We start from the raw sequence: 14,983 nt of genomic DNA on the forward strand, positions 1-14,983 counted from the left end.
ATGTCAGTAAGAAAATTAAAACCTATTACCCCAGGTCAGCGATTTAGAGTTGTGAATGGTTATGACGCCATTACAACTGATAAGCCGGAACGCTCTTTGATAGCGCCGATAAAAAACTCTGGAGGTAGAAATAGTCAAGGAAAGATGACCATGCGTTATACGGGTGGTGGTCACAAGCAGAGATATCGTATTATTGATTTCAAAAGAACTAAAGACGGAATTCCGGCTACAGTGAAATCAATCGAATACGATCCAAATCGTACTGCATTTATCGCTTTATTAGCTTATGCTGATGGAGAGAAAACTTATGTAATTGCTCAAAACGGATTGAAAGTTGGTCAGAAATTAGTTTCTGGTCCAGAATCTCAACCTGAAATTGGTAATACATTGCCTTTAAGCAGAATTCCTTTAGGAACTGTAATCTCTTGTATTGAGTTACGTCCAGGTCAAGGAGCAGTAATTGCTCGTTCAGCTGGTACATTTGCTCAATTAATGGCAAGAGATGGAAAATATGCTACAATTAAAATGCCATCTGGTGAAACAAGATTGATCTTGTTAACTTGTTCGGCTACAATTGGAGCTGTTTCTAATTCAGACCACCAATTAGTTGTATCTGGTAAAGCAGGTAGAACAAGATGGTTAGGAAGAAGACCTAGAACAAGACCTGTTGCAATGAACCCTGTTGATCACCCAATGGGTGGTGGAGAAGGACGTTCTTCTGGTGGACATCCACGTTCAAGAAATGGAATACCAGCAAAAGGTTATAGAACTCGTTCTAAGAAAAACCCGAGTAACAAGTATATCGTAGAACGTAGAAAGAAATAATAAGATATGGCACGTTCATTAAAAAAAGGACCTTTCGTTCATTATAAGTTAGACAAGAAAGTTCAGGAAAACGTAGAAAGTGGTAAAAATAGTGTAGTAAAGACTTGGTCTAGAGCTTCTATGATTACTCCAGATTTCGTTGGACAAACTATCGCAGTTCATAACGGTCGTCAATTTGTACCAGTTTACGTAACAGAAAACATGGTAGGTCACAAATTAGGAGAATTTTCACCAACTAGATCTTTTAGAGGTCATGCTGGAGCAAAAAATAAAGGTAAAAAATAAGAAGCAATGGGAGTTCGTAAAAGAGAAACAGCAGATGCGAGAAAAGAGGCTAATAAGTCTATTGCTTTCGCAAAATTGAATAACTGCCCTACTTCACCTAGAAAAATGCGCTTAGTAGCGGACTTGGTAAGAGGTCAGAAGGTAGAAAGAGCACTTAACATCTTAAGATTTAGTTCTAAAGAAGCTTCAAGAAAATTAGAGAAACTATTATTATCTGCAATCAACAACTGGGAGCAAAAAAATAGCGAAGGTAATTTAGAAGAAGCTGGGTTATTTGTTAAAGAGATCAGAGTAGATGGTGGAATGATGTTGAAAAGACTTCGTCCAGCTCCACAAGGTCGTGCACACAGAATAAGAAAACGTTCTAATCACGTAACAATCGTGCTTGGAGCTATCAATAACACACAAAGCAATTCTTAAGCAGCATGGGACAAAAGACAAATCCAATTGGAAATAGACTTGGTATCATCAGAGGGTGGGACTCAAACTGGTATGGTGGAAATGATTACGGTGATAAACTTGCCGAAGATCATAAAATCAGAAAGTATATCCACGCTCGTTTATCAAAAGCTAGTGTATCAAAAGTAATCATCGAGAGAACTTTGAAACTTGTAACCGTTACTATCACTACTGCCAGACCTGGTATCATTATCGGAAAAGGCGGACAAGAGGTAGACAAGTTAAAAGAAGAACTTAAGAAAGTTACTGACAAAGAGGTTCAAATCAACATCTTTGAAATCAAAAGACCTGAATTAGATGCTTATCTTGTGGCGACAAGCATCGCTCGTCAAATCGAAAGCCGTATTTCTTACAGACGTGCAATCAAAATGGCTATTGCTGCTTCTATGCGTATGAACGCTGAAGGTATCAAAGTTTTGATTTCTGGTCGTTTGAATGGTGCTGAGATGGCACGTTCAGAAGGTTTCAAAGAAGGTAGAATTCCTCTATCAACTTTCAGAGCTGACATTGATTATGCTTTGGCTGAAGCTCACACTACTTACGGTAGAATGGGTATCAAAGTATGGATCATGAAAGGTGAAGTTTATGGAAAGAGAGATCTTTCTCCGCTTGCAGGAATGGATAAAAAACAATCTGGAACTGGTGGTGGTAAAGGTGGAGATTCTCCTAGAGGAGACAGAAAACCTTTTAATAAAGGTGGTAAACCAGACGCTCGTAAAAGAAAGTAAATTTTTAAACTAAAGAAAAATGTTACAGCCTAAAAGAACAAAATACCGTAAGGTACAGAAGGGTAAAATGAAAGGTAACTCTCAAAGAGGGCATGAACTTTCTAATGGAATGTTTGGTATTAAATCTGTACATGAAGATGGAATGTTCTTAACTTCTCGTCAAATCGAAGCTGCGCGTATTGCTGCAACTCGTTTCATGAAGAGAGAAGGACAATTATGGATCAAAATATTTCCAGACAAACCAATTACTAAGAAGCCTCTTGAGGTACGTATGGGTAAAGGTAAAGGTGCCGTTGAATATTGGGCTGCCGTTGTTAAACCCGGAAGAATTATGTTTGAAGTTGGAGGAGTTCCTTTATCAGTTGCAAAAGAGGCTTTACGTCTTGCAGCTCAAAAGCTTCCAGTAAAAACTAAATTCGTCGTTGCTAGAGATTTCGAAGCATAATTAAATTTATATTATGAAACAATCAGAAATAAAAGATCTTTCTGCAGCGGAGTTGCAAGAAAAACTTAGTCAAACTAAGAAAATATATGCTGACCTAAAAATGGCTCACGCTATTTCTCCAATTGAGAACCCACTTCAAATTAGAAGTGTAAGAAGAACAGTTGCAAGATTGGCTACAGAGTTAACTAAAAGAGAGTTACAATAATTGTATTCTGCTGAAAGATGGAAGAAAAAAGAAATTTAAGAAAAGAAAGAATAGGTGTTGTTACTTCAAATAAAATGGATAAGTCTATTGTTATTGCTGAAGTAAGAAAAGTAAAACACCCATTATACGGTAAGTTCGTGTTGAAAACAAAGAAATACGTTGCACACGACGAAACAAACGACTGTAACATTGGAGATACTGTAAGAATTAGCGAAACGCGTCCTTTAAGTAAAACAAAATGTTGGAGATTAGTTGAAATCTTAGAAAGAGCTAAATAATTATGGTACAACAAGAATCAAGACTAAAAGTAGCAGATAACACGGGAGCAAAAGAAGTTTTAACTATCCGTGTTTTAGGAGGTACCAAAAGAAGGTATGCCTCTGTTGGTGACAAGATTGTAGTATCTATTAAAGATGCAACTCCTAACGGTAACGTTAAAAAAGGAGCTGTTTCAACTGCAGTTGTTGTACGTACCAAAAAAGAAGTGAGAAGAGCTGATGGTTCTTATATCCGTTTCGATGATAATGCATGTGTTCTTTTGAACGCTGCAGGGGAAATGAGAGGAACTCGTGTTTTTGGTCCGGTAGCAAGAGAACTTCGTGAAAAACAATTCATGAAAATTGTATCATTAGCACCAGAAGTGCTTTAATTCGTTTTAAGATGATAAAGCTAAAAATAAAATCAGGAGATATCGTAAGAGTTATTGCTGGAGACCATAAAGGTGCTGAAGGTAAAGTTTTACGTGTTTACCGTGAGAAAAATAAAGCGATAGTTGAAGGTGTAAACATGGTTTCGAAACATACAAAACCAAGTGCTAAAAACCCTCAAGGTGGTATCGTTAAGAAAGAAGCTTCTATACAAATATCTAACATTTCACTAATTGATCCTAAAACTAAGGAAACAACTAGAGTTGGTATTAGAGTAGAAGGAGATAAGAAAGTAAGATTTTCAAAAAAATCTAATCAAGTACTATAGTAATGGCATATACACCTAGACTAAAAGAAGAATATAAGAGTAGAGTAATCTCTGCTCTTAAAGAGGAATTCGGATATACAAACGTGATGCAAGTTCCAAAACTTGAAAAAATCGTTTTGAGCCGTGGAGTTGGTGCAGCTGTATCTGATAAAAAACTTATTGACTATGCAGTTGATGAGTTGACAAAGATCACTGGACAAAAAGCAGTATCTACAATTTCAAAGAAAGACGTTGCGTCATTCAAATTGAGAAAAGGGATGCCTATTGGAGCAAAAGTTACTTTACGTGGTGAAAGAATGTATGAGTTTTTAGATAGACTTGTTACTTCTGCTTTACCACGTGTTAGAGATTTTAGTGGTATCAAAGCTACTGGTTTCGACGGAAGAGGTAACTACAATCTTGGAGTTTTAGAGCAAATCATTTTCCCTGAAATTGATATTGACAAAGTAAACAAAATTTCAGGAATGGATATTACATTTGTTACTACTGCAAAAACAGACAAGGAAGCAAAGTCATTATTGGCTGAATTAGGATTACCTTTTAAAAAGAATTAAGACATGGCTAAAGAATCAATGAAAGCCCGTGAGGTTAAGAGAGAAAAAACGGTAGCAAAGTATGCTGAGAAAAGAAAAGCTTTGAAAGAAGCTGGAGATTTTGAAGGTTTACAAAAATTACCTAAAAATGCTTCACCAGTTCGTTTGCACAATCGTTGCAAATTAACAGGTAGACCAAGAGGTTATATCCGTCAATTCGGTATTTCACGTGTAACTTTCCGTGAGATGGCTAATAATGGGTTAATTCCTGGAGTTAAAAAAGCGTCTTGGTAATCTCGCAATAAGTTAGTACTTTTGCAAACCAAAAAATAATTTTAATTGATTAAAGGTTCGGGAGGCGAGTGCCTCCCGAAAACCATAGTCGCAATCAAATACATATGTATACAGATCCTATTGCAGATTATTTGACTAGAGTTCGTAACGCTGTGGCTGCAAACCACAAAGTTGTTGAAATTCCGGCATCTAATCTAAAAAAAGAAATAACTAAGATCTTATTTGATCAAGGTTATATCTTGAGTTACAAATTTGAAGACAACTCTGTACAGGGTTCAATCAAAATTGCTTTAAAGTATGATAAAGATACTAAAGAGCCTGTAATTAAAGATATCCAAAGAATTAGTAAACCTGGTTTACGTAAATATGCAGGTGCTGCCAAATTACCAAGAATCCTTAATGGATTAGGAATTGCAATTGTTTCAACTTCAAAAGGTCTTATGACTGGAAAACAAGCGAAACAATTAAATGTAGGTGGTGAAGTAATTTGTTACGTATACTAATTTTAAAGACTAAATAAGATGTCAAGAATAGGTAAAAGCCCAATTGTAATTGCTGCTGGAGTAACTGTTGAAGTTAAAGATGGTATCGTTACGGTAAAAGGAAAAAAAGGTCAACTAACTCAGGAGTTTTCGGACATTACTGTAAAAGTTGAAGGTGATCAGGTTCTGTTAGAAAGATCATCTGATCATAAAGACCAAAGAGCAAAACACGGATTATACAGATCGTTAATCAATAACATGATAATTGGTGTATCTGAAGGTTTTACAAAAGAACTTGAATTAGTTGGAGTTGGTTATAGAGCTTCAAACCAAGGTCAAAAGTTAGATTTAGCTCTTGGATATTCTCACAATATTGTTTTAGAAATTGCTCCGGAAGTAGCTTTAGAAACAATATCTGAAAAAGGTAAAAACCCTATCGTAAAATTAACATCATTTGATAAACAACTTTTAGGTCAGGTTGCTGCGAAAATCAGAGGTTTCCGTAAGCCTGAGCCATACAAAGGAAAAGGTGTTAAATTTGTGGGTGAAGTATTAAGAAGAAAAGCAGGTAAATCAGCTTAAAAAATAAGATTATGTCATTAACAAAATCTGATAGAAGACAGAGAATTAGATTCAGAATTAGAAAATCGATTAGTGGTACTGCTACTAACCCAAGACTATCTGTATTTAGAAGTAACAAAGAAATTTATGCTCAAATTATTGATGACGTGAATGGAGTTACTTTATTATCTGCATCTTCAAGAGAAAAAGAAATAGGAAAAGGTACTAACGTTGAAATCGCTGCTGCTGTTGGAAAACTAGTTGCTGAGAAAGCGTTAAAAGCTGGGATTGATACCATCACTTTTGATAGAGGTGGGTATTTGTATCACGGTCGTATTAAATCATTAGCAGAAGGCGCAAGAGCGGCTGGACTTAAATTCTAATATATTATGTCTAAATACAAAAATGTAGAATTGGTAAAACCAAGTGGTCTTGAACTTAAAGATCGTCTGGTAAGTGTTAATCGTGTTACTAAGGTTACAAAAGGTGGTAGAGCTTTCGGTTTTTCTGCTATTGTAGTTGTAGGTGATGAAAACGGAGTAGTTGGTCATGGATTAGGAAAATCTAAAGACGTTTCTGAAGCAATTGCGAAAGCAGTAGAAGATGCTAAGAAAAATTTAGTAAAAATTCCTTTGAACGGACAATCTGTTCCTCACGAACAAAAAGGTAAATTTGGTGGTGCGCGTGTATTCTTAATTCCTGCTTCTCATGGTACAGGAGTTATTGCTGGTGGAGCTGTTCGTTCAGTTCTTGAATCAGTAGGTATTCACGATGTATTATCTAAATCTCAAGGATCATCAAATCCTCATAACGTAGTGAAAGCAACTTTTGATGCTTTATTACAAATGAGAAGCGCTTATACTGTTGCAAAACAAAGAGGTGTTTCTTTAGAAAAAGTTTTTAAAGGTTAATTCAAGGAAATTATGGCTAAATTATTAGTAAAACAAGTAAGAAGCAAAATCAACTGTCCTCTTTCTCAAAAGAGAGGTTTGGAAGCTTTAGGTCTACGTAAAATGGGACAAGTTGTAGAGCATGATTCAAATCCTGCTATCCTTGGGATGATAAACAAAGTTAAACACTTAGTTTCTGTCGAAGAAGCTAAATAACAAATACTGTTATGAATTTAAGTAACTTACAACCAGCTGAAGGGTCAACACACAATCAAAATAAAAGATTAGGTAGAGGAGAAGGTTCAGGAAAAGGTGGTACTTCTGCAAGAGGTCACAAAGGAGCAAAATCTCGTTCTGGTTATTCTAAAAAGATTGGTTTTGAAGGAGGGCAAATGCCTCTTCAAAGACGTGTACCTAAGTTTGGTTTCACAAACATCAATCGTAAAGAATACGAAGGTGTTAATTTAGATACGCTTCAATTATTAGTAGACAATGGTGTGATTACTGATTCTGTTTCAATGACAGATTTCGTAGCAAATCGTCTGGCTACCAAAAATGAAATCGTTAAGATTTTAGGTAGAGGAGAATTGAAAGCAAAATTAAAAGTAACTGCCCACAAATTTACTGCTACTGCAAAAGCTGCTATTGAAGCTGCTGGAGGAGAAGCTGTAACTATATAACTTATCTACTAAGATGAAGAAATTTATTGAATCAATAAGTAATGTTTGGAAAATCGAAGAACTGAAAAACAGAATCTTAATTACATTAGGGTTGCTTTTAGTATATCGTTTTGGTGCACACGTAACGCTACCTGGAATTGACGCAACTCAATTAACAGGTTTAGCGGGACAAACTAAAAATGGTTTAGGATCTATCCTAGATATGTTTACAGGAGGTGCTTTCTCTAAAGCTTCAGTTTTTGCTTTAGGAATTATGCCTTATATTTCTGCATCTATTGTTGTTCAGTTAATGGGAATTGCTATTCCTTATTTGCAAAAACTTCAAAACGATGGAGAAAGTGGTAGAAAAAAGATTAATCAAATCACTCGTTGGTTGACTATAGCTATTACACTGGTTCAAGGTCCGACTTATATCTATAATTTATACAGAACATTACCTGGAAGTGCATTCTTACTAGGCTTTAATTCACCTGAATTTTTGTTTTCTTCTGTTATTATCTTAGTTACTGGTACAATTTTCGCTATGTGGCTTGGAGAAAAAATTACAGATAAAGGTATTGGAAATGGAATTTCATTATTGATTATGGTTGGTATTTTAGCTCGTTTACCGCAAGCTTTTATACAAGAATTTACAACCAGAGTTACCAATAACAATGGTGGTCCAATGTTGTTAGTTATTGAAATTATCGTTTGGTTATTAGTAATCATTTCTTGTGTATTGCTTACAATGGCAGTACGTAGAATTCCTGTTCAGTACGCTCGTCGTACAACAAGTGGGGATTACGAGCAAGACTTGGCAGGTGGAAACAGACAATGGATTCCTTTAAAGCTTAATGCTTCAGGGGTTATGCCAATCATTTTTGCTCAGGCAATTATGTTTATACCTGCAGCTGTAGCTGGACTGTCTAAATCAGACACATCACAATCTATTGTTGGCGCTTTTAGTAATATGTTCGGATTTTGGTATAATTTTGTATTTGCAACTTTAATTATTGTATTTACATTTTTCTATACTGCGATTACGGTTCCTACTAACAAAATGGCTGATGATTTGAAAAGAAGTGGTGGTTTTATTCCTGGCGTTCGTCCGGGAGCTGAAACTTCAGAATTTCTTGATAAAGTGATGTCTTTAATAACTTTCCCAGGATCTTTATTCCTTGCTTTGATTGCTGTGTTCCCAGCTATTGTTGTAAGTATTATGGATGTACAACAATCTTGGGCAATGTTTTTTGGAGGTACCTCGTTAATAATTATGGTTGGAGTTGCAATAGATACTATTCAACAAATCAATTCATACTTGTTAAACAAACATTATGATGGTTTAATGAAGACTGGTAAAAATAGAAAAGCAGTAGCTTAATTTTTATATGGCAAAACAATCAGCAATAGAACAAGACGGATCAATCATCGAAGCATTATCAAATGCGATGTTCCGTGTAGAGTTAGAAAATGGACATATCGTAATTGCTCATATTTCTGGTAAAATGCGTATGCATTACATCAAATTATTACCTGGTGATAAAGTGAAACTAGAAATGAGTCCTTATGATTTGTCAAAAGCAAGAATTACTTATCGATATTAAAGGATATTCACTATGAAAGTTAGAGCATCAGTAAAAAAGAGAAGTCCCGAGTGCATCATTGTGCGTAGAAAAGGGAGATTGTACGTAATAAACAAAAAGAATCCTAGATTTAAACAAAGACAAGGATAATTATGGCAAGAATAGCAGGGGTAGATATCCCAAAAAATAAAAGAGGTGTTATAGCACTTACCTATATCTTTGGATTAGGAAGAAGTAGAGCTATTGAGATTTTAGAAAAAGCTCAAGTTAGCCAAGACAAAAAAGTTCAAGATTGGAATGATGATGAGATCGGAGCAATTCGTGATGCAGTTTCATTTTATAAAATTGAAGGAGAATTACGTTCTGAGGTTTCTTTAAACATCAAACGTTTAATGGATATTGGATGTTACAGAGGTATCCGTCATAGATCTGGTCTTCCTTTAAGAGGACAAAGAACTAAAAACAACTCTAGAACAAGAAAAGGTAAAAGAAAAACTGTTGCTAACAAGAAAAAAGCAACTAAATAATAAGTAATATGGCTAAAGCAACTGCAAAAAAACGTAAAGTTATCGTTGAATCAACGGGAGAAGCTCATATTTCTGCTACCTTCAATAACATCATCATTTCTTTGACAAACAAAAAAGGTGAAGTTATTTCTTGGTCTTCAGCTGGTAAAATGGGTTTTAGAGGTTCTAAAAAGAATACTCCATACGCAGCCCAAATGGCAGCAGAAGATTGTAGTAAAGTAGCTCTTGAGGCTGGACTTAAAAAAGTGAAAGTTTATGTAAAAGGACCAGGAAACGGACGTGAGTCTGCTATTCGTTCTATTCATAACGGTGGAATTGAAGTTACTGAGATTATCGATGTTACTCCAATGCCTCACAACGGATGTCGTCCTCCAAAAAGACGTAGAGTTTAATTTTATTTATTCATAGTATAAACAAGGTAGAACATAGATTATCGAAGGATTTGACCTGAATTCATAATCTCTACCTTAAATTTAATTTTTTAGAAATGGCAAGATATACTGGTCCAAAAACTAGAATTGCTCGTAAATTTGGCGAAGCAATCTTCGGAGATGATAAATCTTTCGAAAAAAGAAATTACCCACCTGGACAACACGGGATGGCTAAAAAAAGAGGTAAAAAATCTGAGTATGCTGTTCAGTTAATGGAAAAGCAAAAAGCTAAATATTCTTACGGAATTTTAGAAAAACAATTCAGAAATTTATTCAAAAAAGCATCAGCTACTAAAGGTGTTACTGGTGAAGTTCTTTTACAATTATGTGAAGCAAGATTAGATAATGTTGTTTTTAGAATGGGTATCGCTCCTTCTAGAAGAGGTGCTAGACAATTAGTTTCTCACAGACACGTTACTGTAAATGGTGAAGTTGTAAATATCGCTTCTTACCACCTTAAACCTGGTGATAAAGTTGCAGTTCGTGAAAAATCTAAATCTTTAGAAGCTATCGAACGTTCTTTATCAAATTCAAGTCATGTTTATGAATGGATTACTTGGAATAATGATCTTAAAGAAGGAACTTTTGTTTCTGTACCTGCAAGACTTCAAATTCCAGAAAACATTAAAGAACAATTAATCGTAGAGTTGTACAACAAATAATAATTGACTTAGTCGAAATTTATGGCAATATTTAATTTTCAAAAGCCCGATAAAGTTATCATGATCGATTCAACCGATTTTGAAGGTAAATTCGAATTTAGACCTTTAGAACCTGGTTATGGATTGACAGTTGGTAATGCACTTAGAAGAGTTTTGCTTTCAGCATTAGAAGGTTATGCAATTACATCTGTTCGTATCGAAGGTGTAGATCATGAGTTTTCTACTATTTCAGGTGTTGTTGAAGATGTTACCGAAATTATCCTTAATCTAAAACAAGTACGTTTCAAACGTCAAATTGAAGATATCGATAATGAAGCAGTTACAATTTCTGTTTCTGGTAAAGATCAACTAACAGCAGGTGATTTTCAAAAATTTATTTCAGGTTTTCAAGTGCTGAACCCAGACCTTGTTATCTGTAATTTAGATTCTAAAATCAAATTGAACTTCGATTTAACAATCGAAAAAGGTAGAGGATATGTTCCTGCTGAGGAGAACAAAAAACAGAACGCTGCAATTGGTACCATTTTTACAGACTCTATTTTTACTCCGGTAAAAAATGTAAAATATGCAATTGAAAACTTCCGTGTTGAGCAAAAAACAGATTATGAAAAATTAGTTTTTGAAATTAAAACTGATGGTTCTATTAATCCAAAAGATGCTCTTACTGAAGCTGCTAAAGTTTTAATTCACCACTTCATGTTATTTTCTGACGAAAGAATTACACTCGAGGCTGACGAAATTGCACAAACAGAATCGTATGATGAAGAGTCATTGCATATGAGACAATTGCTTAAAACTAAGCTTGTTGATATGGATTTATCTGTGAGAGCATTAAATTGCTTGAAAGCGGCTGAAGTTGATACACTTGGTGATTTAGTATCGTTCAATAAAAATGACCTAATGAAATTCCGTAATTTTGGTAAAAAATCTTTAACTGAGCTAGATGAACTTGTAGCTGTTAAGAATTTAACTTTCGGAATGGACTTAGCTAAATACAAATTAGATAAAGAATAATTCAATCCGCTAAGGCGGATTAAATTTAAAATAGCAATGAGACACGGAAAAAAATTCAATCACTTAAGCAGACAGACTGGACATAGAAAAGCTATGTTGGCTAATATGGCTTGTTCTCTTATTGAGCACAAACGTATTAACACTACTGTTGCTAAGGCTAAAGCGCTTAAACAATTCGTTGAGCCTTTAATCACAAAATCAAAAGAAGATACGACTCACAACCGTCGTATTGTTTTTGCTTACTTACGTAGTAAATATGCGGTAACTGACTTGTTCAGAGACGTAGCTGCTAAAGTTGGAGACCGTCCAGGTGGATACACTCGTATCATTAAAGTTGGAAATCGTTTAGGAGATAATGCTGATATGGCAATGATCGAACTTGTAGATTTCAATGAACTTTACAATGGTGGTAAAAAAGAAGTTAAAAAAGCTAAAAGCCGTCGTGGTGGGAAAGCAAAAAAAGCTGAGGAGACTACTCCAGAAGCTCCAGCTGCTGAATCAGAATCGACTACTGAAGCTTCTGAATAATTATGAAAGTAATGATTCTATAGAAATCAAGGATAAGCTAATTTTTAGTTTATCCTTTTTTTTTGATTTTTTTTAAGGAAATCTGATTTTTAACTTATTTTGATGCTCTGGTTTTATTTTTATGAATGAAAGTTTTAAAAAATCTTGGAGACACTCTTTTAAAGAAGTAAATTTGCAAAATATCTAATTACAATTGAAACAGTTTTGCCTGATTCATTAGACGATAAAAAAAAACAATACAAATTAAAGAATGAAATACACTACACGACAAAGCGCCATTTTATTACTTAGTGATGGAACTATTTTTCACGGAAAATCTATCGGAATTAGCGGTAAAACTTTTGGTGAAGTTTGTTTTAATACAGGGATGACAGGATATCAGGAAATATTTACTGATCCTTCTTACTTTGGTCAGATATTAGTTGCCACCAATGCACACATTGGGAATTATGGAGTCAATGATTTAGAAATTGAATCTGACAGTGTCAAAATTGCTGGTTTAGTTTGTAAAAACTTCAGCTTTAATTATTCACGTGAAGATGCTTCCGGAAGTTTAGAAGATTATTTTACAAAAGAGAATTTAATCTGTATTTCTGATGTTGATACTCGTGCGTTGGTAAGTTATATCCGTGATAACGGTGCTATGAATGCTGTTATCTGTACGGATGGAACTTCGGTTGAAGAGTTGAAAAAAGAATTGGCAAATGTGCCAAACATGGAAGGTTTAGAGTTGGCTTCAAAAGTGTCGACTACTGAGCCTTATTTTTTTGGAGATGAAAATGCTACTTACAAAATATCAGCATTAGACTTAGGTATCAAGAAGAATATTTTAAGAAATCTTGCTAAGAGAGATTGCTATATTAAAGTTTTTCCATATAATTCATCCTATAAAGATTTGACAGAATTTAATCCAGATGGATATTTCTTGTCAAATGGGCCTGGAGATCCAGATCCATTATTTGGAGCAATACAAGTCGCTAAAGAAATTATAGCAGATGATAAACCATTATTCGGCATTTGTTTAGGTCATCAAATTATAGCTCTGGCTAATGGGGTTAAAACTTATAAAATGTTTGGTGGTCACCGCGGAATTAATCATCCTGTGAAAAACATTATTACCGGTAAAGGGGAGATAACTTCTCAAAACCATGGTTTTGCAGTCAAGAGAGAAGCTTTGGATGGTCATCCGGAATTAGAGATTACTCACGTACATTTGAATGACGATACAGTAGCAGGAATGCGAATGAAAAATAAGAATTGTTTTTCAGTACAATATCACCCTGAAGCTAGTCCAGGACCACATGATTCTTCTTATTTGTTTGATCAGTTTGTTGAGAACATAAAACTCGCTACTGCTAAAACGATATAGTTAATAAATAAAGGTGTTTAATAGTAAGAATGCAATTTTTCTATTATATATTTTTATAATTTCGAAAAAAAATATAATTTATTAATAAAAAACAAAAATAATGAGTATTATAATTAAAGTTCACGCAAGACAAATTTTTGATTCTAGAGGTAATCCTACTATTGAGGTTGATGTTATAACTGAAAATGGGGTTTTAGGAAGAGCTGCTGTTCCATCTGGAGCATCAACGGGAGAACATGAGGCTGTTGAATTACGTGACGGAGGAAAAGCATTCTTAGGAAAAGGAGTTTTAAATGCAGTGAATAATGTAAATACTGTTATTGCTGAAGAATTAGTAGGAACTTCTGTTTTCGAACAAAACACTATCGATCAATTAATGATTGATTTAGACGGAACTCCAAACAAATCAAAATTAGGAGCTAATGCTATTTTAGGAGTTTCTTTGGCTGCTGCAAAAGCTGCTGCTAACGAACTTGGATTGCCATTATACAGATATGTAGGTGGAGTTTCTGCCAATACACTACCTGTACCAATGATGAATATCATCAATGGAGGTTCTCACTCTGATGCGCCTATCGCATTTCAGGAGTTTATGATTTTCCCTGTAAAAGCAACTTCTTTCTCTCATTCTATGCAAATGGGAACTGAGATTTTTCACAGTTTGAAAAAAGTTTTGCATGACAGAGGATTAAGTACTGCTGTTGGTGACGAAGGTGGTTTTGCACCAAACTTGGCTGGTGGTACTGAAGATGCTTTAGATACTATCAAATTAGCAGTTGAAAAAGCAGGATATACTTTTGGAGACGAAATTATGATCGCTCTTGACTGTGCTGCTTCTGAATTTTATGTAAACGGAAAATACGATTATACTAAATTTGAAGGGGAAACTGGAAAAATCAGAACTTCTGAAGAGCAAGCTGATTATTTAGCGGAACTTGCTGCTAAATATCCAATTATTTCTATCGAAGATGGTATGTACGAAGATGACTGGGATGGATGGAAATATTTAACTGAAAAAATTGGACACAAAGTTCAATTAGTAGGTGATGATTTGTTTGTTACTAATGTTGAGCGTCTGTCAACTGGAATCGAAAAAGGAATCGCAAATTCAATTTTAGTAAAAGTAAACCAAATTGGTACTTTGACAGAAACTATTGCAGCTGTAAATATGGCTAAAAATGCAGGATATACTTCGGTAATGTCTCACCGTTCAGGAGAAACAGAAGATAATACAATTGCTGATTTAGCTGTAGCTTTAAACTGTGGTCAAATTAAAACAGGTTCTGCTTCTCGTTCTGATCGTATGGCAAAATACAATCAATTATTAAGAATTGAAGAAGAATTAGGAAGTAATGCTTATTTCCCGGGATTAAACGCTTTCAAGATCAAATAATTGTAAGAGTTATATATTAAATTTAAACCATTCGTTTTCTGCGAATGGTTTTTTTTTGGACTTTTAACAAATTCATAGCAGTATTCTTTTTTTAATTAGTCTTAAATTCCTTAGATTTGATAAATTATTATTTTA

Annotated in this window: 27 protein-coding genes; all 27 read left to right on the forward strand. The window is 34.6% G+C overall.

Going from position 1 to position 14,983, the window contains the following annotated elements; translation table 11 throughout:
- The 27 genes from rplB (at position 1) to eno (ending at position 14,848) form a co-directional block, all read left to right on the forward strand.
- The gene (rplB, locus tag FLP_RS17725) at positions 1-825 is read left to right on the forward strand and encodes a 50S ribosomal protein L2 (RefSeq protein WP_007803623.1); all 825 of its coding nucleotides are present in this window, start codon (positions 1-3) and stop codon (positions 823-825) included.
- A gap of 6 nt (positions 826-831) precedes the next feature.
- Complete coding sequence (gene rpsS / locus FLP_RS17730; RefSeq protein ID WP_012022488.1) at positions 832-1,110, forward strand: 30S ribosomal protein S19; 279 nt, start codon at positions 832-834, stop codon at positions 1,108-1,110.
- Positions 1,111-1,116: 6 nt separating this feature from the next.
- Positions 1,117-1,530: a 50S ribosomal protein L22 gene (gene rplV / locus FLP_RS17735; protein ID WP_007803631.1), complete on the forward strand. Its 414-nt coding sequence runs from the start codon at positions 1,117-1,119 to the stop codon at positions 1,528-1,530.
- A gap of 5 nt (positions 1,531-1,535) precedes the next feature.
- Positions 1,536-2,297 (forward strand): 30S ribosomal protein S3, encoded by a 762-nt coding sequence (gene rpsC / locus FLP_RS17740; RefSeq protein WP_007803635.1) that lies wholly within the window; start codon positions 1,536-1,538, stop codon positions 2,295-2,297.
- A 19-nt stretch (positions 2,298-2,316) separates the two neighbouring features.
- Entirely contained in the window at positions 2,317-2,742 is a 426-nt protein-coding gene (gene rplP, locus FLP_RS17745; protein ID WP_007803637.1) for a 50S ribosomal protein L16, read from the forward strand.
- A 13-nt stretch (positions 2,743-2,755) separates the two neighbouring features.
- Positions 2,756-2,947 carry a 50S ribosomal protein L29 gene (rpmC, locus tag FLP_RS17750; protein ID WP_007803639.1) on the forward strand — a complete coding sequence of 64 codons (192 nt, stop codon included), beginning with the start codon at positions 2,756-2,758 and terminating at the stop codon, positions 2,945-2,947.
- Positions 2,948-2,964: 17 nt separating this feature from the next.
- A complete protein-coding gene (gene rpsQ / locus FLP_RS17755; RefSeq protein WP_007803646.1) occupies positions 2,965-3,225 on the forward strand; it encodes a 30S ribosomal protein S17 in 261 nt (86 codons plus the stop codon).
- A gap of 2 nt (positions 3,226-3,227) precedes the next feature.
- Positions 3,228-3,596, forward strand: a complete 369-nt coding sequence (gene rplN, locus FLP_RS17760) for a 50S ribosomal protein L14 (RefSeq protein WP_007803649.1) — start codon at positions 3,228-3,230, stop codon at positions 3,594-3,596.
- Between the two features lie 11 nt (positions 3,597-3,607).
- Positions 3,608-3,922 (forward strand): 50S ribosomal protein L24, encoded by a 315-nt coding sequence (gene rplX, locus FLP_RS17765; RefSeq protein WP_007803650.1) that lies wholly within the window; start codon positions 3,608-3,610, stop codon positions 3,920-3,922.
- A 2-nt stretch (positions 3,923-3,924) separates the two neighbouring features.
- Positions 3,925-4,476, forward strand: coding sequence for a 50S ribosomal protein L5 (gene rplE, locus FLP_RS17770; protein WP_007803652.1), 552 nt, complete (start codon positions 3,925-3,927; stop codon positions 4,474-4,476).
- A 3-nt stretch (positions 4,477-4,479) separates the two neighbouring features.
- Positions 4,480-4,749, forward strand: coding sequence for a 30S ribosomal protein S14 (rpsN, locus tag FLP_RS17775; RefSeq protein ID WP_007803655.1), 270 nt, complete (start codon positions 4,480-4,482; stop codon positions 4,747-4,749).
- Positions 4,750-4,853: 104 nt separating this feature from the next.
- The gene (gene rpsH, locus FLP_RS17780) at positions 4,854-5,252 is read left to right on the forward strand and encodes a 30S ribosomal protein S8 (RefSeq protein WP_017495014.1); all 399 of its coding nucleotides are present in this window, start codon (positions 4,854-4,856) and stop codon (positions 5,250-5,252) included.
- 18 nt (positions 5,253-5,270) lie between these two features.
- On the forward strand, positions 5,271-5,813 hold the full coding sequence (gene rplF / locus FLP_RS17785; protein WP_042565877.1) for a 50S ribosomal protein L6: 543 nt from the start codon (positions 5,271-5,273) through the stop codon (positions 5,811-5,813).
- A gap of 11 nt (positions 5,814-5,824) precedes the next feature.
- Positions 5,825-6,175, forward strand: a complete 351-nt coding sequence (rplR, locus tag FLP_RS17790) for a 50S ribosomal protein L18 (RefSeq protein ID WP_065450857.1) — start codon at positions 5,825-5,827, stop codon at positions 6,173-6,175.
- A gap of 3 nt (positions 6,176-6,178) precedes the next feature.
- Positions 6,179-6,703: a 30S ribosomal protein S5 gene (gene rpsE, locus FLP_RS17795; protein WP_085950271.1), complete on the forward strand. Its 525-nt coding sequence runs from the start codon at positions 6,179-6,181 to the stop codon at positions 6,701-6,703.
- 12 nt (positions 6,704-6,715) lie between these two features.
- Positions 6,716-6,898 (forward strand): 50S ribosomal protein L30, encoded by a 183-nt coding sequence (gene rpmD / locus FLP_RS17800; protein WP_017495010.1) that lies wholly within the window; start codon positions 6,716-6,718, stop codon positions 6,896-6,898.
- Positions 6,899-6,909: 11 nt separating this feature from the next.
- Positions 6,910-7,362, forward strand: a complete 453-nt coding sequence (rplO, locus tag FLP_RS17805) for a 50S ribosomal protein L15 (protein ID WP_017495009.1) — start codon at positions 6,910-6,912, stop codon at positions 7,360-7,362.
- Positions 7,363-7,375: 13 nt separating this feature from the next.
- Positions 7,376-8,722: a preprotein translocase subunit SecY gene (secY, locus tag FLP_RS17810; RefSeq protein WP_065450858.1), complete on the forward strand. Its 1,347-nt coding sequence runs from the start codon at positions 7,376-7,378 to the stop codon at positions 8,720-8,722.
- 7 nt (positions 8,723-8,729) lie between these two features.
- Entirely contained in the window at positions 8,730-8,945 is a 216-nt protein-coding gene (gene infA, locus FLP_RS17815) for a translation initiation factor IF-1 (RefSeq protein WP_007136545.1), read from the forward strand.
- Positions 8,946-8,957: 12 nt separating this feature from the next.
- A complete protein-coding gene (ykgO, locus tag FLP_RS25180) occupies positions 8,958-9,074 on the forward strand; it encodes a type B 50S ribosomal protein L36 (protein WP_072945378.1) in 117 nt (38 codons plus the stop codon).
- 2 nt (positions 9,075-9,076) lie between these two features.
- Complete coding sequence (rpsM, locus tag FLP_RS17820) at positions 9,077-9,451, forward strand: 30S ribosomal protein S13 (protein WP_007803675.1); 375 nt, start codon at positions 9,077-9,079, stop codon at positions 9,449-9,451.
- Between the two features lie 8 nt (positions 9,452-9,459).
- A complete protein-coding gene (gene rpsK, locus FLP_RS17825) occupies positions 9,460-9,843 on the forward strand; it encodes a 30S ribosomal protein S11 (RefSeq protein ID WP_007803677.1) in 384 nt (127 codons plus the stop codon).
- A gap of 95 nt (positions 9,844-9,938) precedes the next feature.
- The gene (gene rpsD / locus FLP_RS17830) at positions 9,939-10,544 is read left to right on the forward strand and encodes a 30S ribosomal protein S4 (RefSeq protein WP_026982953.1); all 606 of its coding nucleotides are present in this window, start codon (positions 9,939-9,941) and stop codon (positions 10,542-10,544) included.
- A 21-nt stretch (positions 10,545-10,565) separates the two neighbouring features.
- A complete protein-coding gene (locus tag FLP_RS17835; RefSeq protein ID WP_026109818.1) occupies positions 10,566-11,558 on the forward strand; it encodes a DNA-directed RNA polymerase subunit alpha in 993 nt (330 codons plus the stop codon).
- Positions 11,559-11,594: 36 nt separating this feature from the next.
- A complete protein-coding gene (gene rplQ / locus FLP_RS17840; RefSeq protein ID WP_029272056.1) occupies positions 11,595-12,086 on the forward strand; it encodes a 50S ribosomal protein L17 in 492 nt (163 codons plus the stop codon).
- Positions 12,087-12,336: 250 nt separating this feature from the next.
- Positions 12,337-13,455: a glutamine-hydrolyzing carbamoyl-phosphate synthase small subunit gene (carA, locus tag FLP_RS17845; RefSeq protein WP_065450859.1), complete on the forward strand. Its 1,119-nt coding sequence runs from the start codon at positions 12,337-12,339 to the stop codon at positions 13,453-13,455.
- A 100-nt stretch (positions 13,456-13,555) separates the two neighbouring features.
- The gene (gene eno, locus FLP_RS17850; protein WP_065450860.1) at positions 13,556-14,848 is read left to right on the forward strand and encodes a phosphopyruvate hydratase; all 1,293 of its coding nucleotides are present in this window, start codon (positions 13,556-13,558) and stop codon (positions 14,846-14,848) included.
- Positions 14,849-14,983: the final 135 nt, after the last annotated feature.

This window comes from Flavobacterium piscis (assembly GCF_001686925.1).
Classification (GTDB): Bacteria; Bacteroidota; Bacteroidia; order Flavobacteriales; family Flavobacteriaceae; genus Flavobacterium; species Flavobacterium piscis.